General features: G+C 70.1%; 27 protein-coding genes. 11 read left to right on the plus strand and 16 right to left on the minus strand.

Annotated features, from left to right (window positions below; translation table 11 throughout):
- Positions 1–2: 2 nt before the first annotated feature.
- The 3 genes from MZC64_RS17255 to MZC64_RS17265 form a co-directional block, all read right to left on the minus strand.
- Positions 3–926 (minus strand): carbohydrate ABC transporter permease, encoded by a 924-nt coding sequence (locus tag MZC64_RS17255; RefSeq protein WP_247757726.1) that lies wholly within the window; start codon positions 924–926, stop codon positions 3–5.
- Entirely contained in the window at positions 904–2,265 is a 1,362-nt protein-coding gene (locus MZC64_RS17260) for an ABC transporter substrate-binding protein (RefSeq protein ID WP_247757727.1), read from the minus strand. Before MZC64_RS17260 ends, MZC64_RS17255 begins: the two co-directional genes overlap by 23 nt.
- Before the next feature lie 144 nt (positions 2,266–2,409).
- Positions 2,410–3,420, minus strand: coding sequence for a LacI family DNA-binding transcriptional regulator (locus MZC64_RS17265; RefSeq protein ID WP_247757728.1), 1,011 nt, complete (start codon positions 3,418–3,420; stop codon positions 2,410–2,412).
- A gap of 110 nt (positions 3,421–3,530) precedes the next feature.
- Here MZC64_RS17265 and MZC64_RS17270 point away from each other — a divergent pair, with 110 nt between their 5' ends.
- Both MZC64_RS17270 and MZC64_RS17275 read left to right on the plus strand, forming a co-directional pair.
- Positions 3,531–4,067 carry a hypothetical protein gene (locus tag MZC64_RS17270; protein ID WP_247757729.1) on the plus strand — a complete coding sequence of 179 codons (537 nt, stop codon included), beginning with the start codon at positions 3,531–3,533 and terminating at the stop codon, positions 4,065–4,067.
- The gene (locus tag MZC64_RS17275) at positions 4,055–4,723 is read left to right on the plus strand and encodes an endonuclease V (RefSeq protein WP_247757730.1); all 669 of its coding nucleotides are present in this window, start codon (positions 4,055–4,057) and stop codon (positions 4,721–4,723) included. The genes MZC64_RS17270 and MZC64_RS17275 overlap by 13 nt, the downstream gene beginning before the upstream one ends.
- Here MZC64_RS17275 and MZC64_RS17280 read toward each other — a convergent pair.
- The 4 genes from MZC64_RS17280 to MZC64_RS17295 all read right to left on the minus strand — a co-directional run bounded on the left by MZC64_RS17280 (position 4,720) and on the right by MZC64_RS17295 (position 7,602).
- Positions 4,720–5,436 (minus strand): fibronectin type III domain-containing protein, encoded by a 717-nt coding sequence (locus MZC64_RS17280; protein ID WP_247757731.1) that lies wholly within the window; start codon positions 5,434–5,436, stop codon positions 4,720–4,722. The genes MZC64_RS17275 and MZC64_RS17280 overlap by 4 nt on opposite strands.
- 92 nt (positions 5,437–5,528) lie before the next feature.
- Positions 5,529–6,131, minus strand: a complete 603-nt coding sequence (locus MZC64_RS17285) for a hypothetical protein (RefSeq protein ID WP_247757732.1) — start codon at positions 6,129–6,131, stop codon at positions 5,529–5,531.
- Positions 6,132–6,323: 192 nt separating this feature from the next.
- The gene (locus MZC64_RS17290; RefSeq protein WP_247757733.1) at positions 6,324–6,998 is read right to left on the minus strand and encodes a TetR/AcrR family transcriptional regulator; all 675 of its coding nucleotides are present in this window, start codon (positions 6,996–6,998) and stop codon (positions 6,324–6,326) included.
- Positions 6,999–7,002: 4 nt separating this feature from the next.
- Positions 7,003–7,602: a TetR/AcrR family transcriptional regulator gene (locus tag MZC64_RS17295; RefSeq protein ID WP_247757734.1), complete on the minus strand. Its 600-nt coding sequence runs from the start codon at positions 7,600–7,602 to the stop codon at positions 7,003–7,005.
- A gap of 347 nt (positions 7,603–7,949) precedes the next feature.
- On the opposite strand from MZC64_RS17295, the gene MZC64_RS17300 reads away from it, so the two are divergent.
- From MZC64_RS17300 to MZC64_RS17310, 3 genes are all read left to right on the plus strand, one after another.
- Positions 7,950–9,182, plus strand: coding sequence for a cytochrome P450 (locus MZC64_RS17300; protein ID WP_247757735.1), 1,233 nt, complete (start codon positions 7,950–7,952; stop codon positions 9,180–9,182).
- A 44-nt stretch (positions 9,183–9,226) separates the two neighbouring features.
- On the plus strand, positions 9,227–9,421 hold the full coding sequence (locus MZC64_RS17305) for a ferredoxin (RefSeq protein ID WP_247757736.1): 195 nt from the start codon (positions 9,227–9,229) through the stop codon (positions 9,419–9,421).
- Positions 9,422–9,644: 223 nt separating this feature from the next.
- The gene (locus tag MZC64_RS17310) at positions 9,645–10,751 is read left to right on the plus strand and encodes a phosphatidylinositol-specific phospholipase C domain-containing protein (RefSeq protein ID WP_247757737.1); all 1,107 of its coding nucleotides are present in this window, start codon (positions 9,645–9,647) and stop codon (positions 10,749–10,751) included.
- A gap of 449 nt (positions 10,752–11,200) precedes the next feature.
- On the opposite strand, the gene MZC64_RS17315 is transcribed toward MZC64_RS17310, so the two are convergent.
- Complete coding sequence (locus MZC64_RS17315; RefSeq protein WP_247758283.1) at positions 11,201–12,124, minus strand: PAC2 family protein; 924 nt, start codon at positions 12,122–12,124, stop codon at positions 11,201–11,203.
- A 364-nt stretch (positions 12,125–12,488) separates the two neighbouring features.
- Between MZC64_RS17315 and MZC64_RS17320 the strand changes: the two genes are divergently transcribed.
- From MZC64_RS17320 to MZC64_RS17330, 3 genes are all read left to right on the plus strand, one after another.
- Entirely contained in the window at positions 12,489–13,130 is a 642-nt protein-coding gene (locus MZC64_RS17320; protein WP_247757738.1) for a DUF222 domain-containing protein, read from the plus strand.
- Between the two features lie 7 nt (positions 13,131–13,137).
- Positions 13,138–13,533: an HNH endonuclease signature motif containing protein gene (locus tag MZC64_RS17325; protein WP_247757739.1), complete on the plus strand. Its 396-nt coding sequence runs from the start codon at positions 13,138–13,140 to the stop codon at positions 13,531–13,533.
- 230 nt (positions 13,534–13,763) lie between these two features.
- On the plus strand, positions 13,764–14,219 hold the full coding sequence (locus MZC64_RS17330; protein ID WP_247757740.1) for a helix-turn-helix domain-containing protein: 456 nt from the start codon (positions 13,764–13,766) through the stop codon (positions 14,217–14,219).
- 177 nt (positions 14,220–14,396) lie between these two features.
- Here MZC64_RS17330 and MZC64_RS17335 read toward each other — a convergent pair whose 3' ends face one another.
- Entirely contained in the window at positions 14,397–15,617 is a 1,221-nt protein-coding gene (locus MZC64_RS17335; RefSeq protein WP_247757741.1) for a beta-ketoacyl synthase, read from the minus strand.
- On the minus strand, positions 15,617–16,684 hold the full coding sequence (locus tag MZC64_RS17340) for an epoxyqueuosine reductase (RefSeq protein ID WP_247757742.1): 1,068 nt from the start codon (positions 16,682–16,684) through the stop codon (positions 15,617–15,619). The genes MZC64_RS17335 and MZC64_RS17340 overlap by 1 nt, the downstream gene beginning before the upstream one ends.
- 93 nt (positions 16,685–16,777) lie before the next feature.
- Here MZC64_RS17340 and MZC64_RS17345 point away from each other — a divergent pair, with 93 nt between their 5' ends.
- Positions 16,778–17,761 carry a YafY family protein gene (locus MZC64_RS17345; RefSeq protein ID WP_247757743.1) on the plus strand — a complete coding sequence of 328 codons (984 nt, stop codon included), beginning with the start codon at positions 16,778–16,780 and terminating at the stop codon, positions 17,759–17,761.
- Positions 17,762–17,833: 72 nt separating this feature from the next.
- On the opposite strand, the gene MZC64_RS17350 is transcribed toward MZC64_RS17345, so the two are convergent.
- The 3 genes from MZC64_RS17350 to MZC64_RS17360 all read right to left on the minus strand — a co-directional run bounded on the left by MZC64_RS17350 (position 17,834) and on the right by MZC64_RS17360 (position 21,278).
- On the minus strand, positions 17,834–18,139 hold the full coding sequence (locus MZC64_RS17350) for a DUF3040 domain-containing protein (RefSeq protein ID WP_247757744.1): 306 nt from the start codon (positions 18,137–18,139) through the stop codon (positions 17,834–17,836).
- Between the two features lie 355 nt (positions 18,140–18,494).
- The gene (locus tag MZC64_RS17355; RefSeq protein WP_247757745.1) at positions 18,495–19,328 is read right to left on the minus strand and encodes an HAD-IB family hydrolase; all 834 of its coding nucleotides are present in this window, start codon (positions 19,326–19,328) and stop codon (positions 18,495–18,497) included.
- Positions 19,329–19,397: 69 nt separating this feature from the next.
- Positions 19,398–21,278 carry an ABC transporter ATP-binding protein gene (locus MZC64_RS17360; RefSeq protein ID WP_247757746.1) on the minus strand — a complete coding sequence of 627 codons (1,881 nt, stop codon included), beginning with the start codon at positions 21,276–21,278 and terminating at the stop codon, positions 19,398–19,400.
- 184 nt (positions 21,279–21,462) lie between these two features.
- Between MZC64_RS17360 and MZC64_RS17365 the strand changes: the two genes are divergently transcribed.
- A complete protein-coding gene (locus tag MZC64_RS17365; RefSeq protein ID WP_247757747.1) occupies positions 21,463–21,828 on the plus strand; it encodes a DUF2203 domain-containing protein in 366 nt (121 codons plus the stop codon).
- 26 nt (positions 21,829–21,854) lie between these two features.
- On the opposite strand, the gene MZC64_RS17370 is transcribed toward MZC64_RS17365, so the two are convergent.
- Positions 21,855–22,076, minus strand: a complete 222-nt coding sequence (locus MZC64_RS17370) for a hypothetical protein (RefSeq protein ID WP_247757748.1) — start codon at positions 22,074–22,076, stop codon at positions 21,855–21,857.
- Between the two features lie 144 nt (positions 22,077–22,220).
- Between MZC64_RS17370 and MZC64_RS17375 the strand changes: the two genes are divergently transcribed.
- Positions 22,221–22,727, plus strand: coding sequence for an ATP-binding protein (locus MZC64_RS17375; protein WP_247757749.1), 507 nt, complete (start codon positions 22,221–22,223; stop codon positions 22,725–22,727).
- A 58-nt stretch (positions 22,728–22,785) separates the two neighbouring features.
- Here MZC64_RS17375 and MZC64_RS17380 read toward each other — a convergent pair whose 3' ends face one another.
- Positions 22,786–23,370, minus strand: a complete 585-nt coding sequence (locus tag MZC64_RS17380) for a hypothetical protein (protein WP_247757750.1) — start codon at positions 23,368–23,370, stop codon at positions 22,786–22,788.
- A gap of 166 nt (positions 23,371–23,536) precedes the next feature.
- Positions 23,537–25,711: an RICIN domain-containing protein gene (locus MZC64_RS17385; protein WP_247758285.1), complete on the minus strand. Its 2,175-nt coding sequence runs from the start codon at positions 25,709–25,711 to the stop codon at positions 23,537–23,539.
- Positions 25,712–26,117: the final 406 nt, after the last annotated feature.

Genomic DNA, 26,117 nt, shown 5'->3' on the forward strand with positions numbered 1-26,117 from the left:
GGTCAGCTCCTGGTCCTGGTCAGCCGCACATAGGTGGCGGAGAAGATGCCGAGCACCACGAACAGCAGCAGGCTCAGCGCGCTGGCCGTGCCGAAGTCGTTGTAGTAGAAGGCATAGCGGTAGAGCAGGAGCAGCAGCGTGACGGTGGCGTCCTCGGGGCCGCCGCCGGTCATCACATACGGTTCGGTGAAGACCTGCATGGTGGCCACCACCTGCAACAGCAGCAGCACCAGCAGCACGAACCGGGTTTGCGGGATGGTGACGTGCACCAGTCGCCGCCACAGGTTCGCGCCGTCGAGTTCGGCCGCCTCGTACAACTCGCCGGGGATGGTCTGCAGCGCGGCCAGGTAGATCAGCGTGGTGCTGCCCATGTTGGCCCAGGTGGAGACCAGCACCAGCGAGATCATCGCGGTGCTGCCGGAGTCCAGCCAGCTCAGCCCGGGCAGGCCGACCGCGCGCAGGCCCTCGTTGAACAGACCGGGTCCCGGGTTGTAGAACCACTTCCACAGCAACGCGGTCACCACCGGCGGCAACATCACCGGCAGGTACACCGCGACCCGGAAGAACGACCGCGCGTGCCGCAACTCGTTGAGCACCACCGCGGTCAGGAACGGCACCGCGAAACCGAGCAGCAGCGCCAGACCGGTGAACAGCAGGGTGTTGCGCCAGGCCGCGCCGAAGAGCGGGTCGTTGAACAGCCGCTCGAAGTTCTCGAAACCGACCCAGCTGGGCGGGTTCACGAAGTCCACCTGCTGGAAGCTGAGCAGCACGCCGCGGATCAGCGGCCACCAGGAGAACAGCGCGAAGACCACCAGCGCGGCGGCGAGCAGGCCGTAAGCGGTGAGGTTGTCCCCGAGCTTGCGGCGCCACCGGCCCCGCACCGGCGGCGCCGCCGCACTCAGCTCACCTGAGCTGCGCGAGAACACCGTTGACCTTGGTTTCCGCCTCGGCGAGCACCTGGCCGATGTTCACGTCCTTGTTGGTCAGCACCGCCTGCATCACCGTGTCCAGCGCGGCGTAGACCTGCTGGGCGCTCGGCGGTTCCAGGTTGCCCTTCAGGCTGGGCGCGGCGGTGATGTAGGGCTGGTAGTTGGCCACCGGGATGGTCGCGTTGGCGGCCTTGAACCGCTCCTGCTGCTCGCGCACCGGGCCGACCCAGACGTCGGCGGCCGGCGGGACGGGCAGGCCGATCGGCTGCTTCTGCTCGGCGTAGCGCTTGAGGTTGCTCTCGATCCGGGACGGGTCGAGGAACTTCCAGCGCAGCCAGCTGAGGCCGGCCTTGATCTTCTCCGGGGTGGCCTTGGGGTTGATCATGTAGCCCTCGCCGCCGATCAGCGTGCCCTGGCCGCCGGGCAGCGGGGCGAGGCCATAGTCCTCGTACTTGCCGTTGAACTGGTTGACCAGCACCGGCACGTTGTCCGGGGCGGCGATGTACATGCCGAGCTGCCCGGCGCCCATCAGCCGCTGCAGGTCGGGGATCTCCAGGAGTTGCTTGCTGCCCATGGAGTCATCGGTCCAGCGCATGTCGTGGAGGTGCTGCAGGGCGGCCTTGCCCTTGTCGTTGTTGAAGTCGGCCTTCCAGGTCTCGCCCTCCTGGCGGGCCACGCTGACGCCCAGGGAGTTGAGCCAGCTGGTCAGGTGCCAGCCGCCCTGGTTGTTCTTGCTCAGCTCGCCGAAGCCGACCACGCCGTTGCCCAGCGCGCTGATCTTCTTGGCGGCCTCGCGCACCTCGGCCCAGGTGGCAGGCGGCTTGGCCGGGTCCAGGCCGGCCTTGCTGAACAGGGTGCGGTTGTAGAGCAGGCCCATCGAGTAGTTGGCGGTGGGCAGGCCGTACTGGCGACCCTTGCTGTCCTTGAACACCTGGGTGAGCTGCGGGTTCAGCTCACCAGCCAGGGGCACGTCCTTGAGGTGGTCGGTGATGTCGGCGGCCTGGCGGCGGGCGATGATCTGCGCCGGGTCGGTGAGGTAGACGTAGAAGACGTCCTCCAGCTGGCCGCCGGAGAGCTTGGTGGCGAAGGTCTTCGGGTCCATGAAGCCTTCGCGCGGCTCGATGTCGATGTTCGGGTTGGCCGCCTCGAACGCGGCCACGTCCTCGTCGAAGATCTTGCGCTGGAATGCCTGGGTGCCCGGCGGCTGGCCGTTGACGGAGATCTTGACCTTGCCGCCGGCCGCGGGCTGGGTGTCGCCGCCGCACCCGGCCACGGCCAGGCCCAGTCCGGCGACGAGCAGTACTCCGATGGCGCTGCGGGTACGAGGTCTCAGCATCGCTCGTGCCTCTTCTCGGTGGGAGGTCGCTCCGGCGGGACCTGTGGCGCGGCTCACGATAGGAGCCCAGCCCGCCGGAGTGCAATATCCCGATGAGATTCAGCAAGAAGTTGACTGATTCTCGTTATCTACCCGCGCGCTCCGTCACTTCTCTGGCGCGGGCGCGGTGGAGCCGCGGACCACCAGTTCCGGCTCGAAGAGCAGCTCCTCCGCGGTGACCTCGGCGCCGTTGATCTGCGCGGCCAGGAGGTCCACCGCGGCCCGGCCCATCGCCTCGATGGGCTGGCGGATGGTGGTCAGCGGCGGGTCGGTGCAGTTCATGAACGCGGAGTCGTCGTAGCCGATGACCGAGACGTCCGACGGTACCGCCATTCCGCGCCGCCGCACCGCCCGGACGGTGCCCAGGGCCAGGGGGTCGGAGGCGCAGACGATGCCGGTGACGCCGCGTTCGATCAGCCGGGCGGCCGCGGCCTGCCCGCCTTCCAGGGAGAACATGGCGTGCCCGACCCATTCGGCTGGCACGGTGAGCCCGGCTTTGCCTGCCGCGGCGGTGAAGGCGGCGAGTTTGCGCCGCGAGGGCAGGTGGTCCGGCGGGCCGAGCACCATGCCGACCTTGGTGTGCCCGAGGGAGAGCAGGTGGGTCAGCGCCTGTTCGGCGGCGACCGCGTCGTCGCAGGAGACCCGGGGGAAGCCGAGTTCGTCGATGCCCGCGTTGACCAGCACGGTGGGCAGCTGGCGTTCGACCAGGCGGCGGTAGTGCTCGTGCGAGGCGTCGGCCTGGGCGTAGGAGCCGCCGGCGAAGAGCACTCCGGAGACGTGCTGGGCGAGCAGCAGTTCGACGTAGTCGGCCTCGGAGACCCCGCCCGCGGTGCGGGTGCACAGCACGGGCGTGAAGCCCTGCTGAGCCAGGGCGTTGCCCATGATCTCGGCGAAGGCGGGGAAGATCGGGTTCTGCAGCTCGGGCAGCACCAGGCCGACCAGCCGGGCGCGTTCGCCGCGGAGCTGGGTGGGGCGCTCGTAGCCCAGCACGTCGAGTGCGGTGAGCACGGCGTTGCGGGTGGACTCGGAGACGCCGGGTTTGCCGTTGAGCACCCGGCTGACCGTCGCCTCACTCACCCCGACCTTGCGCGCCACCTCGGCGAGTCGTCGAGTCATGAGGCAATGATGACGCAAGCGAGCGCAAGATGCATACATTTCTTGCAGCGGGCTTGCAGCGTGTTGAATCCGCTCCACTGGGTCGCGGTCGCGTGCGAAAATCCCCGGCGATGTCCGACAACAACAGCCGCCTGGCAATCGCACTGGCCGCCATCGGCGTGGTCGCCGCGGTCATCTCCGCTTCCACGGATCTGTTCGGCCTGCTCAAGGACGATCCGGCGCCCTCGGCGAATCCCGGCGCCACGCCGACGGGTCAGCCCGGCGGCAGTGCCCCGCCGCCCAGCTCGGCCGGGCCGAAGAAGGTGGCCTGGGAGGGCTCGCTGACACTCGACAGCAGCGGTCTCGACCTGGACACCACCCCGCCGACCCGCGCTCCCCAGTCCAGCGCCTGGGACTTCTACTACGGGACGCCGCAGCTGATCACCTTCAAAGCCAGCTCGAAGAACCTGGCCCGCTGGACCGGGAAGCAGCCGCCCACCGCCGAAGACTGCGGCAGGTTGCTGGCCACCGCGTCGGTGCATAAGGCGGCCATCGCCCAGGGTCACGTCTACTGCGCCCGGTCCGAACTCAAACGGCTCGCCCTGCTGACGATCACCGGCCCCAAGGGCGACGGGCAGGGCGCCGACGTGGTCCTGTGGGAGTCCTGACCCCGCCCGCGACGGCGGCCGAGGCCCGCGCCATCCAGCAGGCCCTGCGCCCCCAGGTCGACAGCACCGGCCCCGGCCCCCAGCGCCCGGTCACCGTCGCGGGCCTGGACGTCGCCTACGCCAAGGACGACCGCACCCTGGCCGCCGCGGTGGTGCTGCTCGACTTCGCCACCCAGGAGGTGCTCGCCGAGTCCACCGCCACCGGCGTCCCTGCCTTCGACTACATCCCCGGCCTGTTCGCCTTCCGCGAGCTGCCCGCCTTGCTCACCGCCCTGTCCCGGCTCCCGGCCACCCCGGACCTGCTGGTCGTCGACGGCCACGGCCTGGCCCACCCGCACCGCTTCGGCCTGGCCTGCCACCTGGGTGTGCTGACCGGGCTGCCGGTGTTCGGCGTCGGCAAGACGCGGCTGATCGGCACGGCGGCCGAACCTGGTCCGGAGCGCGGCGCGTACACCGATCTGGTGGACGAGGGCGAGGTGGTGGGGCGGGTGCTGCGCACGCGGCCGGGGGTGAAACCGGTGTACGTCTCGGTGGGCCACCGGATCGACCTGGACACGGCCTGCGCGCACACCCTGGCGCTGACGCCGCGCTACCGGCTGCCGGAGACCACCCGCGCCGCCGACCAGGCCTGTCGCCGCGCGCTGGCCGCGGGTTAAGGCTTGCCGCGCCCGGTTTTCAGCTCCACCACGTTCGAGGCAGGCCCGTAGTAGAACGCGCGCACCCGGTAGGCCGCCGTCCGTTCCTCCGGCAGGGTCACCAGTCCGAAGGAGTTGATGTTGGGGTCCAGCAGGGCCGCGGTCGACCAGGTCGGCGCCGCGCCTGCCTTCACTTCCAGGGCGTAGTGCTCCTCGTCGGCGGCGTTGTCCCGCCAGGTGAACCGGATGCCCTGGGTGGTCATCACGGTCGCCTTCACCTCGGTGGGGGTGGCGGCGGAAGCGTTGGCGCGCAAGGACTGGGTGCCCGCGGGCGCGCCGGGCAGGGTCTGCGGCACCGCCCATTCGTGCGGGTCCTCCTCCGGCTTGTCCCCCGGTTTGGGCTCGGGCAGGGTCACCGACTGCTCGGGCGATGCCGTGCCGTAGTAGGGCCGGAGCCGGTAGAAGAAGCGGGTTTCCGGGATCAGGTCGGGGTGCCGGTAGCTGGTCTCCTCCGGGGCGAGGAACTTCAGCACCGTGTACTCGCCATTGGGGTCGTTGGCGTACTCCAGCACTCGCCCGGCCAGGGGCTGTCCGGTGTTCTCCCAGCGCAGCGTGACGTCCACCGGGGTGTCCAGTGTCCCGGACAGCGCGCCGGCCGGGGGCGCGGATTCCGTTGCGGCACAGGCGGATAACAGCAGGGCCAGGACAGGGAGCACGGCGAGGGACTTGAGCACGGGGGACCTCGAGACAGGGCGGGGCACGCGGTCGTCCCGGCGCGCGAGACCGGGACGACCGCGTTGGTCAGGGCAGGGTCAGCGGCGCGGGATCACTTGCGCCAGAAGCGGATTCCGCTCCACACCACGGTGGCCGGCCCCTGGCCGCTGCTGGTGCGGTAGGCGCCGAACTTGTCGTAGAAGCTGCCGCTGGGGCTGCTGTAACTGTGCTTCTGCGAGCCGTTGATGTAGGTGCGGTGCTGGCTGCCGACCTGGTGCACGGTGTTGACCCGCACGGTCGCGCCGACGGTGGCGCCGGTGGCGATGGTCGCGCCGCCGTGCACCGCGTAGAGCCGGCCGCCGCGTTCGACGGCCAGCATGAAGAACGGTCCGGCGGAGGGCCCGTCCTGGAAGGTCTGCTTCAGCGAGATGCGGGTGCCGCCCATGCTCTGGATCCGGAACGACCCCTCGAACTGGTAGGTGCCGCCGCCGTAGGTGTCATACCTCCGTTCCGCGCGCTGGTCGCCGCTGGCGGTGGAACAGGTCAGGGTGAAGGTCAGGTTGCTGACCTGGCCGCAGCCGCGTTGCTGCACGTTGAAACCAGGGGAACGCGACGTCCAGCCGCCGCCCTCGACCTGGGCCTGCGCGGCAGGGGCGGTGAGCACAAGCCCACCCAGCAGCGCGATGCCAGTGAGGACGCGGTGTTTTCTCGGCATTCCAACCTCCAGAAAAAGGCGCAGCGAGAAACACAATGCCGACGTTTGCAGGGGCCGGCAGCGGTTACTCGAAAGCGCTTACAGGTTGGCGGGGTGAAGCCACATTAGGACACGATCGGGGGTCCGACAAGACTTTCATATATGCGACCGGAAGGGCGGCCGGAAAAGCGCCCCGCCGCCACCTCCGGCCGGTCAGCCGCCGGTGTCGGAGGCGGCCAGTTCCACCCCTGGCTCGAAGACCAGCTTGATCAGCTCGCACAGGAACTCCGGCACGCTCACCCCGCCGTAGAGCCCCCGGCTGGCCTGCGACAGCACCACCCGGCCGAACGCGCCGACCATGATGATCTGGCTGGCGATCTCGGGCGCGACCCGCAACCGGTGCCCGGCCGCCACACACGCTTCCAGGGCCTCGACCAGGATGACCCCGATCTCCGCGCTGGGCCGCATGGTGCCGGTGTCGGCCCAGGACACGCCGACGCCCTTGGGGAAGGCCAGCAGGATCCGCTGGTGCGCGGGGTTGTTGAGGGCGAAGTCCAGGTAGGCGCGCAGGATCGAGCACAGCCTGCCGAGCGGATCGCGGCCGGACACGGAGTCGCGGCCGGCGGCCATCGCGTCGGCCATCCGCCGCAACTGGTCCTGCATCAACGCGCCGACCAGTTCGGTCAGGTCGCCGAAGTGCGGGTAGATGCTGGCCGGGGCGATCCCTGCGGCCCTGGCCACGCCGCGGATGGTCAGCGCGTCGTCGGTGTCCAGCGCGCCCAGCAGCCGCTCGGTGGCGGCCATGATCTCCTGCCGCAGCCGGTCGCCGTGCCCCCACGGGTTGCGCACCCGGCGGGACGCCCCAGGTTCACCGGAGTTCGCCCGCACCGGTTCAGCCCCGGTGTTCCGGTAGTGGGATATCGCCGGTGTGCAGGAGTTTCAGCGCGTCCTGGGTGATCTCCCGCAACGGCCGGACCCCGTCGCCGTCCACCCATTCCCGCAGCACGACCTCGATCAGCCCCATGGTCGCGGCCGCGGACAACGCGGCCTTCAACCCGGCCGAGGGCCCGCCGACCCTGGTCGCGATCTCCGCGGCCAGCTCATTGCGCCAGCGCCAGGTCTGCTCGGCCAGCCGGGCCTGCAGCGAGTCGGTGTGCCTGGCCAGGGCGTAGACCGCGCGCACCCGCTGGGCGTCCTCGGCGACCACCCGCATCAGCCGGTCCAGCACCGTGTGCAGCGCCTCGGGCAGCGGCCGGTCGGCGGGCTGGGCGCGCATGACCTCCAGGGAGTCGCTGAGGTGCTCCTCCACGAAGCCGGCGATCAGCGATTCCTTGGTCGGGAAGTAGCGGTAGAGCGTGCGCGTGCCGACCTCGGCCGCGATCGCGACCTGCTCGATGGTGGTCGCCTCGAAGCCCTGCGCCGCGAACAGCTCCAGCGCCTTGTTGGCGATCAGTAACCGGGTGCGCTGCATCTTCAGCTCACGCAGCCCCATCGGCACACCTCCTGACCAGCCCCTCTTCGCCCGGAGGCTAACAGCACGGACCGTGTTCGACGCGCATTCGACACACGTGGCATAGTGGCAGTGTTGGCAGAATGGCAGTAACTGCCAGTTTCTGCCCGACAGCTCCACCGGAACCCGGTCACGCCCGCCGCCTGACCACCCCGGCGACCACGCACAACCCGCCCAGACCGCCCCACCGCAGCGCTCGCACCACCAGCCGCCGGACCCATCCCCCCAACTCCCGCACCACCAGCCGCCGAACCCGCCACCCAGCGCCCCAACACCAGCCGCCGCGCCCGTTCCCAGCTGTCGCCCCACCACCGAAAGGACCCGAGGTCATGACCGAGACCGCGAACGCACCCGCCAAGGCCGCCTTCCCCGACACCCGGCCCACGGGCTGCCCGTTCGACCCCGCCGCCGAGTACCAGGAGCTGCGCGAAACCGCGCCGGTGAGCCAGGTGAGCTGCCCGGTCGGCGTGGACGCGTGGCTGGTCACCCGGTACGAGGACGTGCGCAGCGTGCTGGCCGACCCGCGCCTGTCCTCCCGCGCCGCCTCGCCGTCCAACCACGTCAACACCGAGGCCGATCTGGACGCCCCGGCCGCCCCCGGCTCGATCCTGCACCACGACGGCCCCGAGCACTCCCGGCTGCGCAGGCTGCTGACCCCGGAGTTCACCGTCAAGCGCATCCAGGCGATGCGGCCCTACATCGCCGACCTGGTGGATCAGCACATCGACAAGATGCTCGAAGGCGCCGAGGCTGACCTGTACCACGACTTCGGCCTGCCGATCCCGTCACTGGTCATCTGCGAGCTGCTCGGCGTGCCCTACGCCGACCGGGAGATGTTCCAGGCGGCCAGCGGGGTGCTGCTCAAGGTCGACATCACCCAGGAGCAGCGGCTGGCGGCCAGCGGGCAGGTCCAGGGCTACATGGCCCAGCTGGTCATGGCCAAGATGGCCAACCCGACCGACGAGGACCTGCTCGGCAGGCTCATCCAGCGCGCCACCGCCACCGGCACCCCGCTGACCATCGAGGAGCTGGTCACCCTCGGTATCTCGCTGCTCATCGCCGGGCACGAGACCACCGCGAACATGATCGCGCTCAGCGCCGCCGCGCTGCTGCAGCACCCGGACCGCCTGGCCGAACTGCGCGCGGACGCCTCGATCGCGCCCGCCGCGGTCGAGGAGATGCTGCGGTACCTCTCGGTGGTGCAGTTCGGCGTGTTCCGCCGGGTGGTCGAGGACCTGCCGATCGGCGAGCAGGTGTTCAAGGAAGGCGAGTTCGTCATCGCCGCCCTGTCCTCGGGCAACCGGCAGGAGTCGGTCTTCGGCGACCCCGACGAGATCGACTTCAGCCGCAACGCCAGCGCGCACCTGACCTTCGGTTACGGCGCCCACCAGTGCCTTGGCCAGCAGCTCGCCCGGGTGGAGCTGCAGGAGGTCTTCGCCAGGCTGTACACCAGGATCCCGACGCTGCGCCTGGCGATCCCGTTCGAGAACATTGAGTTCAAGCACGACGCACTCGTGTACGGCGTGCGGTCGCTGCCGGTCACCTGGGACGCTCAGGCCTGACCGGCCGCCGACCGCGACCCACCACCGCACAACAGGAGTTGGAAATGCGCGTCAACATCGACGAAGAAGCCTGCGTAGGCGCCGGTCAGTGTGTGCTGGCCGCCGCCGAGGTGTTCGACCAGCGGGACGAGGACGGCGTGGTGGTGCTGCTCCAGGAGGAGCCGCCAGCCGAACTGGGTGACGCGGTCCGCGAGGCGGCCGTGCTGTGCCCCGCGATGGCGATCCACGTCCAGGACTGAATTCTCCGGACAATCACATATCTGAACTCCCGGCCGGCGCGCGCCAATCGTGCGCCGGTCGGCGACCAATGGGGCTGGCGCAATAACCCCTCCGCTCGCCCAAATGGGAAATACCCATGCTCAGACGGATCAATGCGCCATCCAGCGGACATCCCGCGCACACCTACCCAGGCTAGTTTCTCCTCATCCGCCACCACCGGGTAACGGTTTGAGGAGCGCAACGATGCATCGCCCACTCGCTCGCGCGGCCACCGCAGTCGGCGCGGGCCTGCTGGTCCTGGCCGCCGCCGCAGGCGCCACCACCGGAGCCACCGCCGCCGCGACCCCGGCTGCCGAAACACCCGCCGCGACAGCGCCCGCCGCCGCAACCTCCGCCCAGGCCGCCGCCGGCACCGCCGCCCAGGCCACGACCGCCACCGGCGCCACCTCGGTCGGCCTGCACAACGCCTACATCCAGGCGACCTTCCCGTACCTGGCCGACGCCCTGGACACCGGCGCGGGCATGCTCGAAATCGACATCTGGACGAACTTCTTCGGCACCAGGGACTTCAAGGTCAGCCACGACCCCGGCAACAGCAACAACTGCGCGGCCGCGAACACCTACCCGGAGCTGCGCACCGGCGCCCGCAACCAGAACCTGGCCACCTGCCTGCGCAACATCCGCCTGTGGCACGAGAACAAGCCGAACCACCCGCTGGTCGTGCTCAAGCTCGAACTGAAGAACGGCTTCGACGGCCGCGGCGGCTTCGGCGCCCAGCAACTGGACCGCGTCATCGCCGACAACCTGGGCGCCGCCAACGTCTTCGGCCCCGCCCAGCTCAAGGGCAGCCACCCCACCCTGGACGCCGCCGCCCAGGCCGGCGCGTGGCCCACCCGCGCCGCGCTGACCGGCAAGTTCCTGATCCTCGTCGAACGCGGCACATTCGAGGCAGCCAACCCCTTCGACCGCTATCACACCGATGTGGAGTACGCCGACCGCCTGATCAACGCCAACAGCGCGGGCGCGCTGCCGTCCACCATGGCCTTTCCCGCGATCAACGGCGCCAGCCAGTCCGACCCGCGCACCGGCGACCGCGGCGCCGACCGCGCGTCCTGGCTGGTCGCCTTCGACGGCGACGCCAGCGCCTACGCCGGCTACCCGGGCAGCTACCTCGGCGGCAAGTACCTGGTCGTCATGACCGACGCCCACCGGGTCGCCCCGGCGATCGACGGCGTGAACCCGCCGGTCCCCGACGCCCAGGCCCGCGTCCGCGACCTGGCCGCCAAGGGCGCGACCATCGTCTCCAGCGACTGGCGCAACCCCGCCATCGCCTCTTACACCACCGGCTGACCAGCAGCACCCAGACTGACCAGCACCACCCAGCGGCTCCACCAGGACGACCCGGTCCTCGGTGGGGCCGCTTCCCTTTCGGACCGGTCATCCCGTCGCGAACGGTCACCCCGTCCGGGATCGGACGTTGTCACCGCATCGGCCCAATCGTAGGATGATTGACCTCCGCACTCAGCGGCCGTGGACGTTGTGCGGGCCGGCCCGCCGCCCTGGCCCGCACGACCCATCGCCGCGTGCGGATCATGGCGAGGCACCGTGCACAGCGTTCTCACCCCGCATGGCCCTCGCCACGCGGGGCCGGCTCGGACAGCCCAGCACCACTGGCCGCCAACCGGACGGCCACCCGGCCCAAGCGCCGGCACGTCAATCCTGGCCAGGTTCAGCCAGTCCACGCCGCAACCCGGCAACGCCCAATCCAGTCGGCTGGATCGTCCGCGCGTTCTCCTACGTCAGCTCTCGCGCGGGTCGCCGAAACCCTGCTGCTCGGCCAGGAACCGCTCGACCTCCGCGCCCAGCTCCTCGGCGCTCGGCATGTCCTCGGCCGTCTCCAGCAGCAGACTCTCCTTGCCCGCGGCCTCGGCGAACGCGTCGTACTGCCGCTCCAGCGCGCCCACCACCTGCGAGATCTCCTCCGACTCCACGACCTGCCGCTGCACCTCGGCGTCGGCCCGGCGCGCGGTCTCCCGCAACGAGTCCGCGGGAAGCACCAGCCCGGTCGCCCGCACGACGTGGTCGAGCAGGGTCATGGCGACCGCCGGATAGGTCGACTGCGCGAGGTAGTGCGGCACCTGCGCGGCGAACCCGACGGCGTCGTGACCGCTCTCGCCCAGACGCAGTTCCAGCAACGCGCTCACGTTGCCGGGCACCTGCACCCGGTTGAAGAACGACTGGTGGTCGGAGATCAGTTCCCGGCGCGTCGCGTGGGCCACCACACCCAGCGGTCGCGTGTGCGGAACACCCATGGGAATCCCGTGGAAACCGACCGTCAACCGGACGCCCCACCGTTCGATCAGGCCACGAACTGCCTGAGTGAAGGCTTCCCACCGCAGATCCGGCTCAGACCCTGTGAGCAAGATGAAGGGGGTGCCGATGGCGTCCTGCAACAGATACACCACCAGCTCGGGAGCCGCAAAATCGGCCCACCGGTCGGTCGAGTAGGTCATCAGCGGCCGCCGCGACCGGTAGTCGAGCAGGCCGTCCACGTCGAACCGCGCGATCACGCGGTGCTCGTAGGTCTCCAGCAGGTGCTCGACCAGCACCCGGCCGGCCGCCCCCGCGTCCATGAACCCGTCGAAGTGGTGCAGCAGTACCGCTCCGGTCAGGTCCGGGACATCGGAGTCCACCTCGTACAGGTTCTCCGGATCCAGCACCACAGCCTCCAACTTGTCTTTCCACGCGTCCGTATCAAGAACGCCCGACTGGGTGACACCATTCCCGCCTGATCAATTTGACGAGCCAGATGATCGCACGGTTATATGCCATACATGGCACCCACCCCCGTCTTCGATCCCATCGTCAGCGCCAGATCAACCCCCGCACAGCGCCGGCCGCGCCCCACTCCGCTCCGCGCGCACCCGCCGCTGCCGCACCGCGCGCGTCTTCGAACACACCACGAGAAGTCGCCACCTGACAGCGTTTTTTCGTTACCCACCAACACAATTCCCTGACAAGCAGGTCACGGGTCCCGCCGCTGGCGGCACCGTTTTTCCCCTCCCTCCCCACTCTTAGGCTGATGCCGTGTTCGAGCAGCTCGCTGTGCTCGACGCACCTCAGCCCCGGTCTGTTGACGCCACGATGGGCGCCCTCTCCGCTGATATGTCCACTGTGGACGACAACGCGCTGCTCGATCGGTTGCGGAACTGCCAACGGATCAAGGCATACGTCGAGTCGGTGGAGATGCAGACCCTGGCCAGGTTCGTCGAGCACCGAACCCATGACAAGTACGGAATCCACGAGTTCGTCGGGGACGAGATCGCCGCGGCGCTGGGCTGGAGCCCACGTGCGGCGGCGGTCCGGCTGGCCACCGCCCTCGACCTCCGCCGCCTGCCCAGAACCCTGGAAGCGTTGGGGGAAGGCCGGATCGACTACCCGAAGGCCAAGGCGATCGCCGAGGCCGTCACCCTGCTCACCGACGCCCAGGCGGCCGCGGTCGAACAACGGGTGCTGCCCGACGCGGCGGCCCGCAGCGTCGGGCAGCGTTCGTTCGGTGCTGCGCCGCGCGGTCATCCGCGCCGGCCCACTCACCCAGGCCGCCGTCTGCTACGTCGACAAGCTCGCCCGCACGGTCAAGGACGAGGATCGGACGCTCGACCAGACCGATACCAACGTGGCGCTGGATCTGTTGTCCGGCAAGGCGAACGGCAGTTCGGCCAGCAGTGAACTCCGGGTGACCGTACCGATCACCGCCGAGATGGCCCGCGAACCGGCCATGGACGCCAACATCAAACGACTGCTCACCGGCCCGGACGGCTCGGTGGTCGGCTACGACGCCCGGCGCTACAAGCCGCCGACGTGGATGACCGAACTGGTCAAGGCGCGCAACCCGCGCCGCACCTTCCCCGGTTGTCGTCGCAAGGCCCACGGTTCGGATCTGGACCACACCATCCCGCACGAGAACGGAGGTCCCACCAGCCCGCACAACCTCGGTCCGCTGTGCCGTCACCACCACCGGCTCAAGCAGACCGCCGCCTGGCCCAGGCGGCTGCACCAGCATCCAGGTGGCCGCTTCACCTGGACCTCGCCCACCAACCGCGTCTATCACACCTCCCCGGAGCCGCGATGACCTGAACCGCAAGCCCCGCCCCGCCCGCTGCCGCGCCGCGACCCTCGGCGCCGGTCGCCGGACAGGCGGACCGACCACCGCGTGCTCCGCTCGGCACGTGCGGGTCGCCGGGTGCCTCAGGCCGGCCTGAGGCACTGCCCGGCATCGTCCACAAAGGAATTACGAGGACAGGAGATCCCTTCGACCCGAGAGCATTGGGTATTCAAACGGTCTCGTCTACCGTGGGTGGCATGAGCCAGCCGCGCCCGTGTTCCATCGCCGCCACGCTGGCCGTGGTCGGGGAGAAGTACTCGTTGCTGGTGCTGCGTGAGGTGTTCTACGGGGTGTGCCGGTTCGATGGCATGGTCCGGAACATCGGGGCACCGCGCGATATTCTCGCCGCCCGGCTGCGGAAGCTGGTCGATGCGGGTGTGTTGGAACGCGTTCAGTACAGCGAGCGGCCTCCGCGGTTCGAGTATCACGCCACGGAGGCGGGACTGGAGCTACGCGGAGTCCTGCACCTGTTGCGGCAGTGGGGTGATCGGCATCTCGTGGACACACCGCCCGTGATGTTCGAGCACAGCTGCGGCAAGGACCTGGAGACGGTCCCGGCCTGCCGGGCCTGCGGCGCCGAACCGGCTGTCGGCGAACTACGCGCGCGGTTCGCCAGTCCGGAATGGACGCCGCAGGGCCGGGTGGCCGACTGACCGCCCTCCCGGTCCCAGCGGGTTCGGGGCGCCTGGCCATCGACAGTTGCTGGACCGAGGCTCGCGCCCGGCCTGGTTCGCCTCAGACGTGGCCAGCCAGCCCGGACTGGACTGGCTGGCACACCCTGACGAAGGTCCGCTCCCCGACTCCTGCCCTGGCCCTGGCCAGGTGGTCGGTCAGGCCTTCTTGAAGACCAGCGCGGTGTTGTGGCCGCCGAAGCCGAAGGAGTTCGACAGGGCGGCGTTGATGGGCAGGTTGACCGGGGTGTCCCTGGTGACCTGGATCTGGAGGTCGTCCTCCGGGTTCTCCAGGTTGCGGGTCGGTGGGACCACGTCGTGGTGGATGGCCAGGACCGTGAAGACCGCTTCCAGCGCGCCGGCGGCGCCCAGGAGGTGGCCGGTCATGGACTTGGTCGCCGAGACCAGCGGCTGGTGGCCGAAGACGTCGTAGATGGCCTTGGCCTCCAGCATGTCGCCGCCCGGGGTTCCGGTGGAGTGGGCGTTGACGTGCTGGATGTCGGCGGCGGACAGGCCCGCTTCCTTCAGCGCCGTGGTCATGGCCCTGATCTGGCCATCGCCCTGGGGGTGCAGGCCGACCATGTCGTAGGCGTCGGAGGTGATGCTGGCGCCGGCGAAGGTCGCGTACGGCGTGCGGCCGCGGGCGGCGGCCAGGTCGGCGCGTTCGATGATCAGGACGGCGGCGCCTTCGCCGAGGACGAAGCCGTCGCGGCCCTTGTCGTACGGACGGGAGGCGCGGTGTGGTTCGTCGTTGCGGGTGGACATGGCCTGGGCCTGAGCGAAGCCGGCCATGGTCACCGAGCGGACGCATGCCTCGGTGCCGCCGGTGATCACGATGTCGGCGCGGCCGAGCCGGATCAGGTCCAGCGCGTGGGCGAGGGCCTCGGCTCCGGTGGCGCAGGCGCTGGCGGGGCAGATGGCGCCGGCGCGGGCGTCCAGGTCGATGCTGACCGTGGCGGCCGCGCTGTTGGGCATGATCATCTGGACCATGCGCGGGGACACCCGGCGGTAGCCGCGGCCGAGGAGGGCGTCGTAGTTGTCCAGCAGGGTGCCGACCCCGCCGATGCCGGTGCCCAGCACGACCGCGACGCGGTTCGGGTCGACCGCGCCCTTCTCCAGGCCGGCGTCGGCCCATGCCTCGCGGGCGGCGACCAGCGCTGCCTGGGCGGACCGGTCCAGTCGGCGGGCCTGCACGCGATCGAGCTGACCGGCCGGGTCGACCGCCATCCGGGCGGCGAGCCGGGCGGGGAGTTCCTGCGCCCAGTCCTCAGTGAGCGTCTCGACCCCGGACCGGCCGGCCAGCAGCGCGGACCAGGTGTCGGCCGTGGTGCCGCCCAGGGGGCTCAACGCGCCGAGCCCGGTGATCACAACCTCGGTCATCAACCGTCCTTCTTCTCCTGCCGCGGCCGGGTGACGGGCAGTCCGTCGCGGACTTCCTTCACCGGCTTGTGCGGGAACCGACGTCGGGCATAGTCCCCGGCCGGCGAGCCGGGGGTGACGTAGAGCGTCTCCACCTTGTCCCGCAAGGGCTTCAGCACGGTGTCCATGAAGTCCTTCCGGTCGCGGAGGTAGGGCTCGAGTACATCCTCCCCTGCTGGGCAAACAGCCAGGCAGTAGGCCGCCTTGTAGTTGGGTTTGAAGGCCAGGCTCTGCCACATGGAGGCGCTCTCGGCGGTGGTGACCCGCTCGCGGTACTCCGCCGCGTCCGCACTCTCCGCGATCGTCTCCACCCAGTCGGTGAAGCCGCCCATGAACTCGCGGTAGTTGTGGGTGGCGCAGACGCGGAAGTCGAACTCCCCGTTCTTGCCGATTGCCCCGACCGGGCAAGCCGCGACGCAGAGCTTGCACTCCAGGCAGGGGTTGTAGTCCAGCTTCGCGCCGCAGGCGCTGACCTCGGCGTCGAGGAGCAGGGTGGCCAGCAGCACGAAGTTGCCGAACCTGGGGTGGATGACGTTGCGGTGGATGCCCATCGCACCCAGGCCCGCGGCCACCGCGACCGGTTTGTGCGCGATCACCCAGATCCGGCCGGGGTAGTTCTCCATCTCCATCGGGAAGGTGGCGGAGGGGTTCAGCGCGCGGTGGCCGGCGTCCTCCAGCGCGCGGACGATGCTGCGCGCGGCCTCGTTGATGATCTCGCCGGTGCGGTGGAACTCCTGGTTGGCGACACTGCGCGCGGGTGAGCGGACGTTGTCCCGGTTCATCCGCGCCACCAGCGAGATCAGGCTGCGGGTGCCGGGCAGGGCGTGCAGCGCGGGCTCGCGTTCACCGGCCAGGTCCGGGTGGTCCAGCGGCACCACGCCCATATCGTCGGCGCCCGCCGCCAGACACAGTTCGCGCAGCCAGTCCGCGTCGATCACCCGGGGCGCGCGGGGACCGGTCGCGGCCTGCCGGGCACGGACCGCGCGCACCGAGGGATGGTTCGCGAGGCGGGCCGGAAGTCTTGCCATGACACGCTCCCGAGGTCAGCTGGAAAATCAAACTCACCATGTCATCGGGTGAGTTTGAAATCAAGACCTACCGGTTCGCGGCAGAATGAGGCGGTGAAGGAGACCTCGGCGCGGCTGCTCCGGCTGCTGACCCTGCTTCAGATGCGCCGCGAGTGGTCCGGCGCCGAACTGGCCGACCGGCTGGGCGTCACCGGCCGCACGGTGCGGCGGGATATCGACAAGCTGCGGGACCTGGACTACCCGGTCGAGTCGACCAAGGGCGTCACCGGTGGTTACCGGCTGGGCGCGGGCGCGGACCTGCCGCCGTTGCTGCTCGACGACGAGGAGGCGGTGGCGGTGGCGATCGGGCTGCGCACCGCGACCAACGGCAGTGTCGAGGGCATCGGCGAGGCGTCGTTGCGGGCGCTGGTGAAACTGGAGCAGGTGCTGCCCTCGCGGTTGCGGCACCGGGTGGCGGCGTTGCAGATCTCGACCGTGCCGAGCCGCTCGTCCATGCCCACGGTCGCCGCCGACACGCTGACCGCGATCGCCGCGGCCTGCCGCGACCACCAGCGGCTGCGGTTCGACTACCGCAACCACGACGGCACCGAGAGCCTGCGCGAGGCCGAACCGCACCGCCTGGTGACCTGGGGTCGCCGTTGGTACCTGGTGGCCTGGGACGTGGCCAGGTCGGACTGGCGGACCTTCCGGGTGGACCGGCTGCGGCCCAGGACGCCGACCGGTCCCCGGTTCAGTCCGCGGGAGCTGCCGACGGATGACGCGGGCGCGTTCGTGGCCGAGCGGGTGGCCCGGCTGTGGCAGTACCAGTCGAAGGTCCGGCTGCCGGTGCCGGCGGACGCGCCGGAGGCGCAGAACTTCGCCGGGATCGGGCGGGTTGAGCCGGAGGGGCCGGCGAGTTGCCTGCTGCACGTGGGCGCGTCCGATGTGCGGTCGCTGGCCTGGATGCTGGGGTCGATGGAGATCGAGTTCGAGGTGGTGGACGCGCCGGAGCTGGCGGCGAATCTGGTGGCGATGGCCGAGCGGTTGCAGCGGGCGGTGCCGGAAGCCGCGCGGGGCAAGGTGCGGTCGGCGGAGTAGGTCCGGGGTCCACGAGGGTGGCCTGGCCGGCGGAGGGGCCGAGCCGGGAAGGTCGGCCAAGGCGGGGATTGGCTAACCCAGGCGGTGCCACTGGGGGCGGGTGGTCCAGTGGTGGGCGCGGCGGACGCGTTCGCGGTAGGCGAGGATCGCCCAGCCCAGGCCGAACAGGGCGACGAAAGTCAGTGGCAGGGACAGGGTGGCCAGGGCGATCAGGAAGGTGGTGGCGGCGAGCAGGCCCGCGGCCACGACTGGCCAGCGGCGGTCGTCGCGGGGCGGGGTCGGGCGGCCGGTGCGCAGGCCCTCGGCGAACTCGGGGTCGTTGGCCTGCAAGTGGTCGGCCAGTTCCGCCAGGAGGCGGCGATCACCTTGGCTCAGCATGGCGGTCCTCCCGCGAATGCATCCGGTTTCCGCCGTGCGGGGCGGGCGCTGGGACGCCAGCGCAGGTATCGGGTGCCCGGCTCGGGCGGGGGCAAACCTGGCGGCGCGGCTGGCGCGGCGGGGCGCGGCGGCCGGCGTGACAGCGGCAGGGTTCGGCGGGGACGAGAGGGTTCGGCGGGGACGGCCGCGGCCGGGGGACGGCGCCGACTGCGAGGGCTGGGGCGGCGGCGGAGGGCCGCGCATGGCGGCAGGGGGCGGCGATGGGGGGTCAGTGGGAGCAGCGGCGGCCGGGTTGGCGGCGGAGGCTGGCAGCCGGGCTGGCGGCAGAGGCTGGCGGCAGAGGCGGCGATTGGGGTTAGCGGGGGCGGCGGCGGTTGGCGAGGGCGGTGAGTACCGCGCCGGTCAGGGCGGTGGCGCCGAGCAGGGAGGGGAGGCCGATTTTTATTGCTTTGCGGCCGGTTCGGAAGTCGCGGATCTCCCAGCCTCGGGTGCGGGCTATGTCGCGCAGGCCGGAGTCGGGGTTGACCGCGATGGCCGTTCCCACCGTGGACAGCATCGGCAGGTCGTTGTGGGAGTCGGAGTAGGCCGTGCAGTTGGCCAGGGTGAGGCCTTCCCGGTCGGCCAGGGCTTGGATGGCGTCGGCTTTGGCCTGGCCGTGCATGAGGCCGCCGGTGAGTTTGCCGGTGTAGACGCCGTTCTCGCGTTCGCCGACGGTGCCCAGGGCGCCGGTGAGGCCGAGGCGGCGGGCGATGATCTCGGCGAGTTCCACCGGGGCCGCGGTGACCAGCCAGACTCGTTGGCCCGCGGCCAGGTGCAGTTCGGCCAGGGAGCGGGTGCCGGGCCAGACCCGGGAGGCGATGCGGGCGTCGAAGATCTCCTCGCAGAGGGCAGCCAGCTCGTCGGTGCGGCGGCCCGCCACGAAGGAGAGGAGTTGTTCGCGGCTGGATTCGATGCCTTGGTGGTCTTCGCGGCCCAGGACCCGGAATTTGACCTGTTGCCAGGCGAAGCCGACCAGGTCGGCGGTGCGGAAGTACTTGCGTTCCACCAGGCCGCGGGCCAGGTGGAAGATGGACGCTCCCATGATCATGGTGTTGTCCACGTCGAAGAAGGCGGCCGCGGTGGGGTCGGGGGCGGGGGCCCGCTCGACCACCGTCCCGGCCACGCTGCCGACATCCCGTTGCACCGACACCTGAACTCCTTTGTCCCCGCGTCCGCTCGCGGCGCCGCGCAGGGATGCGGGCGCCGCGAGGCGTACAGGTTATCCAGCGACCACCGATTCCTTGCTGTCCGCGAACTGCGTGTTGTACAGCTCGGCGTACCGGCCGCCCTTGGCCAGCAGCACCTCGTGCGTGCCGCGCTCCACCACCTCGCCGTGCTCCACCACCAGGATCAGGTTCGCGGCGCGGATGGTGGACAACCGGTGCGCGATGACCAGCGAGGTCCGGCCCGCCAGGGCCTCGACCAGTGCCTCCTGCACCGCGGCCTCCGAGCTGGAGTCCAGGTGCGCGGTGGCCTCGTCCAGGATGACCACCCTGGGCTGGGCCAGCAGCAGGCGGGCGATGGTCAGTCGTTGCCGCTCACCGCCGGAGAGGCGGTAGCCGCGCTCCCCCACCACCGTGTCCAGGCCGTCGGGCAGGGAGGCGACCAGGTCCTCCAGGCGGGCGCGGCGCAGCGCGTCCCACAGGTCCTCGTCACTCGCGCCGGGCTGGGCCAGGCGCAGGTTCGCGCCGATGCTCTCGTGGAAGAGGTGGCCGTCCTGGGTGACCATGCCGACGGTGTCCCTGATCGCGTCGAAGGACAGGTCGCGCACGTCCACGCCGGCCAGCCGGATGCTGCCGGAGTCCGCGTCGTACAACCGCGGCGTCAGCGAGGCCAGGGTGGACTTGCCCGCGCCGGAGGAGCCGACCAGGGCGATCAGCTGACCCGGTTCGGCCCGGAAGGACACCCCGCGCAGCACTTCCTCGCCGCCGCGACTGTCCAAAGTGGCCACTTCCTCCAGCGAAGCCAGCGAGACCTTGTCCGCGGCCGGGTAGCTGAAGCGCACGTTGTCGAACTCCACCGCGACCGGACCCGCGGGCACCGCGCGGGCATCTGGCTTCTCCTCGATCAGCGGCTTGAGGTCGAGCACCTCGAACACCCGGTCGAAGCTGACCAGCGCGGTCATCACGTCCAGCCGGGCCCCGGCCAGCGCGGTCAGCGGCGAGTACAGCCGGGTGATCAGCAGTGCCAGGGTGACCACGGTGCCCGCTTCGAGCTGGCCGGTGAGCGCGAAGTAGCCGCCCAGGCCGTAGACCAGGGCCAGCGCCAGCGCGGAGACCAGACCGAGGGCCACCATGAACACCCACTGCTTGACCGCGGTGCGCACGCCGATGTCACGCACCCGCTGGGCCCGCGCGGCGAACTCGGCGTTCTCCTGGCTGGGCCGGCCGAACAGCTTGATCAGCGTGGCGCCGGGCGCGGAGAACCGCTCGGTCATCGTGGTGGTCATCGCCGAGTTGAGGTTGGCCGACTCGCGTTCCATCCCGGCCAGCCGCCGCCCGACCCGGCGGGCCGGGATGACGAAGACCGGCAGCAGGATCAGCGCGAGCAGGGTGACCTGCCAGGACAGGCTGAGCATGACCACCACGGCCAGCACCAGCGCGATGATGTTGGTGACCACCCCGGACAGCGTGGAGGAGAAGGCGCGCTGGGCGGCGATCACGTCGTTGTTGAGCCTGCTGACCAGCGCGCCGGTGCGGGTGCGGGTGAAAAAGGCGATCGGCATCCGCTGCACGTGCGCGAACACCGACTCGCGCAGCCGCAGGATCAGGTCCTCGCCGACCCGGGAGGACTGCCAGCGCTCGGCCAGGCTCAGTCCCGCCTCGACCACCGCGATCGCCGCGATGAGTCCGGCCAGCCACAGCACGGTGTCCACCGGCTGCTTGTTGACGATCGCCTCGACCACCCAGCCCGCCAGCACCGGGGTGGCCACCGCGAGCACCGCGGCCAGCGCGCTGAGCACCAGCAGGATGGCCACCGCGCGGTACTGCGGCTTGGCGAAGCGGGCGATGCGGCGCAGGGTGGCACGGGTGACCGTGCGTCCCGACTTGTCCTGCATCGCGCTTTCCAGCGCCATCCAGGCGTTCATGTCGATGTCCATGGCTCCCCACAGTGTCCGGGCCGGGGCGGTGTGGAAGATGATGGTTCCGCACACCCCCGACAAAATCGGCGTGAATTTCCCGCCGTGGTCCTTCGTGGACCGAAGTCGCTGATGAGAAGAGTGTGGAAGCTCGACCTAACTAGAGGTCAAGCGGTCCGGGCGGGCGGGATGGCAGGCTGTGCGCATGGGACTGTTCACCGTGCCGGAGGCCAGGGCCGAACTGGCCGCGCTGCTGCCGGTGCTGACCGAACTGGTGACACTGCGCGCCGACGCCGCCGAACTGGCCGTCGCGGTGGCCCCTGGCGGGCAGCCGAGTCCGCTGGGCGGGCTGCCGGAGTTCAAGGCGGCGCAGGCGCGGCTGGACGAGCTGATGACGCAGGTGCAGCAGACCGGGGCCGAGCTGAAGGGCTTCGCGCCGCTGCTGGTGGACTTCCCGGCCGAGCTGGACCGGGTGCCGGTGCTGCTGTGCTGGCTGGAGGGCGACACCGAGCTGCGCTGGTACCACCGGCGCGACCTCGGTTTCGCCGGGCGGCGGCCGCTGCCGGAGTAGGCATGGTCCGGCGGAACGCGGGCCGGTCAGGCGTTGCGCCGGCCGAACAGGGCGGAGCGGCCGTGCTTCTTGTGCACGGCCTGCTTGCTGACGCCGAGCACGGTGGCGATCTCGGTCCAGGTGCGGCCGCGCACGCGGGCCCGGCGGACCAGCACGGCCTCCAGGCGTTCGAGTTCGCTGCGTAGTTCCGCGGTGGCGGCGAGCCCCACGATCGGGTCGTCCACTCCGGTCGCCCTGGTCAACGTCATGAGCCGATCCATCTCCACCTGGTCATCCTAGGTTGACAACCGGCAACGAAGTAGACGCGGAATCAGCGAACGTTCACGGCGTGTGGCAGGATCCCCTATTCGAGTGACACCCGAGGCTCCCGAAATGGCGGAAGAAGGAACCCGGTGACCCCACACACTGCACAGGTCGACGACATCCAGTTGGTCGCGCTCCCCACCGCGGTGAACTGCGCCGATCTGTTCGCCCAGTTCACACTGCGCGAGTGGCACCTGCGGCCGATGCTCGACGAGGCCTCCACCGCGGCCGGTCAGCTCGTGGCCGCGGTGGTGGAAAGCGCTGATCCCGACCGGCCCGGCATGCTGACCGTGCGCCTGCGGGTCAGCGGGGACAGCCTGGTGATCGAGGTGGCCGACGGCCGCCCGGCCGAGGCGACCCCCGATATGGAGGGCCCGAACCTGGGCGTGGTGCCCCTGGAGGGCCGCGGCCGGATGCTGTGGTGCACGCTGCCACTGCCGTCCGGGGTGACCGCGGAGGCGGTGCCACTGCCGCGGCGGGAACGGCGGCGCTCGCCCGAGGCGGAGCGGCTGGCCAATGACCCGCACGAGGTCGACCCCGAGGTGATGGAGCGGTTGCTCATGGGGCTGGGGCGCGCGAGCGCGCACGGGAACTGACCGCGCGCGGCCGGGGCGCTCGTCTGGCGGGGCGGGCGCGCACGGCGACTGAACGCGTCTACAGCTCCCACTCCCACAAGCCCTCGGCGTTGACCACCTTGGCCGCGTCATCGGGCAGGTAGACCTCAATCGCTCCGGCGTAGGTCTTGTGCGGCAACCAATCCTCGTCACCGAAGCCGATCCGATCCTTCTTCGGTGAGCACTCCCAGGACGACGACGGGTTGATGTCGCCAGAGGTGACGTCGCGGCGGCTGATCGACTGGAACTGGGTGAACAGACCCGAGGACAGTTCATTGACGCGGTAGTCGCCGCCGGTACGCACCTCGACCCACAGCAGCCTGCGCTGCGTGCCCTCAGGCGGTGCCTCGCCTGGGTAGCCCCGGCCGACGCATTTGGTCACCTTGGTGATTGTGAACTGCATGGTGCAGCTGCGCTGGGCGCTGCTGCCAGTACAGCCGATCTCCGCGGTGTCACCGATGCGCCGGGAAACGGGTTGTGGCGGCACAGAGGTGGTCGGGGCAGGCGTTGAGAACGCGGTGGTGGCGCTCGTGGTCGGCGACGGCTGCCCAGCAGTCGACGCCGGGCTCGCGCAAGCGGCGAGTGCGCACAGTGCTGGGGCCAGCAGCAGGAAACGACGGGTCATGTGGGCGAACCTCCGATCAGCCGGTTGTCGCAGCGGCCACGCGGAGCGTTATCACCCATGACCTTCCGTGATTAGAGCGTGATCGAGTAGATGCGCTGTCCATAGTGGACGGTCCGGGTCGCTGGGACCGACTCGACCCGGACCGTCCGCTGGTGTCACCCAGGCACTATGGGTAGTTCACCAGGTACTGCACGGTCTGCCCCGCGCCCGCGGTGCCGCCCGAGTTGTTGATGATGCGGTTGATCGTGCCCGCGCCGCCGCCCAGGGACACCGTGACCATGTTGCGGAAGCGGACGTTCGGGTTGTTCGGGACCTCGAAGGCCCGGTCGGCGACCACGCTCCGGTTGACGTTGAAGAAGCAGTAGCTGCCCAGGCCGTAGGCCTCGTGACTGGTGACGTGGTTGGCGACCTTGTAGGCCGCGTAGCCGCGGGTGGAGCCGTTCATCCAGGCCGCCTGGTTGGGTGGGTCGTAGGGCATTTCGTTCTGGTAGAAGAACGTTTTGCCGCCCTGGCCGTTCCAGATGGTCTGGTACTTCTGGTAATGCTCGACGAACAGGCCGTACATGCTGACGTTGTCGCCGTTGACCACCAGGCCCACATCAGCCGTGTTGGTGTTCCAGCCGATGCCGTCGCCGTGGTCGCCGCGCCACAGCCACAGGTGATCGCCGATCACATTGCGGCTGTTGACCACCAGGCTGGTGGTGGCCTTGCCGGCGACCATGCCGCCGATGCGGATGAACAGGTCGTGCAGCGAGGTGGGGTTGGCGCCGTGGTTGCCCGCCGAGCCCGCCGGGCCGACCTCCATCAGCAGGTTGGAGTTGGTGGTGTTGGCGTCGATGAGCAGGCCGGCGATCTTCACCCCTGGCACGTCGGCCACCGTCATCGCGGTGATCCCGTTGTTGGGCATCAACGTAGCCAGGCCCAGGCCCAGCACCACCGTGTCCGGCCGGGTGACCCGCAGGGTCTGGTCCAGGCGGTAGATGCCGGGGGTGACGATCAGGTTCTTGCCCTCGGCCAGGGCCTGGTTCATCGCGGCGGCGCTGGTGCCGGGCTTGGCGATGAAGAAGGAGCTGATCGGCAGGGCCTGGCCGGCCGCGTTGCCGCCCTCCCAGGTGGTGCCGCGGGAGTTGTTGCGCAGCGCGGGAACGAAGACCTCATAGCCGCCGGAGCTGTTGACCTGCAGGAACGGCTTCTCCCGGATCTGCGGGGTCTGGTCAACCCTGGTGTAGGGCGGGCTGGGGAAGTTGCCGGCCGGGGCGTTGTTCGCGCCGACGAAGACCATGTTCCAGTTGGAGCCGGTCCAGCTGCCCCAGTTGGTGTTGCGGGACAACCACTGTTGCTGGCTGCCCGAGCGCACCTGGCCGTCGATCTTGCTGTCGGCCATGAAGCCGCCGCTGGACCAGCCGTTGTCGTCGAGCTGCAGGTTGCCGCGCACGTGCATCCGCCGGTACGGCGCGGCCTGGGAGACCGCCCACCGGTCGGTGCCGCCGGCCGGGGTCACCGACAGGTTCTCCGCGGCCCGCCAGAAGTTGTGCGTGGCGTTGCCCTGGAACCAGTCCGCCTCCACGTGCACCGCGCCGCGGATGTGCACGTCGTCGGGATTGCGGCCCAGGCCGAGGACCTGGGTGTAGTAGCCGACGTTGACATCGACGTTGTAGGCGCCGGGTTTGAACAGCATGGCGTAGCGGTCCGCGCCGAACTGGGCCCGCTCCTGCCGCTGGAAGATCGTGTTCGCCCGGCTCTGGATGGTGGCCTGCGGGGTGGACTGGTCGAAGACGAAGACGTTGGGGCCGAAGTCCGGGTCACCGGGGCCGGGGCCGCCGCCGTCGACCGGGACCAGGTTGAAGGACTGGTTGGGCGAACCCGCGAAACAGCTCCACTGCTGGAACTGCACGCTGTCGGCCTGGGAGCCCTCGGTCAGGTCGAAGCACTTGCCGCTGTTGCGGTTGACCAGCCGGTAGGAGCCGTCGGCCTGTTCCACCGGCTGCCACTGCTGGTTCGCGCCGCCGCCGTAGGTCCACAGGTGCACCTGGCCGCCGTCGGCGGTGGAGTTCTCCGCCACGTCGATGGCCTGGGCGGCGTCGATCCGGCTGTTGAGCCGGAAGAATCCGCCGCCGCTCTCCTGGAACTGCCATTGCTGGGCGGTGCTGTCGTTGCAGGTGTACTGCTGCACGGCGGTGCCGTTGGCCGCGGCCGCGCCCCGGGCGTCAACGCATTTGCCGCTGGTCTTGCTCACCACCTTGTACCAGGCGTCCGGGGTGATGGCCGCCTGGGCGGCTGGTGCGGACACCAGGGTCAGCGAACTCGCGGCGACCACCGCGGCTGCCGCCGCCGTCGCCATCCGTCTCCACGTCACAGGGCGCTCCTCTGCCACGATGCAGGGACGCGGCACCAGGGGCCGGGAAGCGGTTTCCCAGGTGTCGCGCAGGGGGTGGCGGCGGCGAATTTGTTGGCGGCCCGAACGTAATGACGGTCACAGCGGCAAGTCAATACATGGCTAAAAATAAGTCTTGAACGCGGATCTCGGACACCACTCCGGTCGCCCCCCAGCCCGTACGAGTTGGGCCAACTCGTACGCCAGGTTGGCCCAACCGGGCGCACCAGTTGGCCCAACTCGGCGGAGTGGGAGATCGCGCACGCACAGAAGGTCCCCGGGCACTAAGTTGACCTGCGGAAACTCGGTCATATCGCTGATAACACTCAGGGGCTAGCGTCGCTAACGGCTGAGTGTTATCGTTGCTCACGCA

Origin of the sequence: Crossiella sp. S99.2 (assembly GCF_023094165.1) — a bacterium.
Lineage (GTDB): Bacteria > Actinomycetota > Actinomycetes > Mycobacteriales > Pseudonocardiaceae > Crossiella.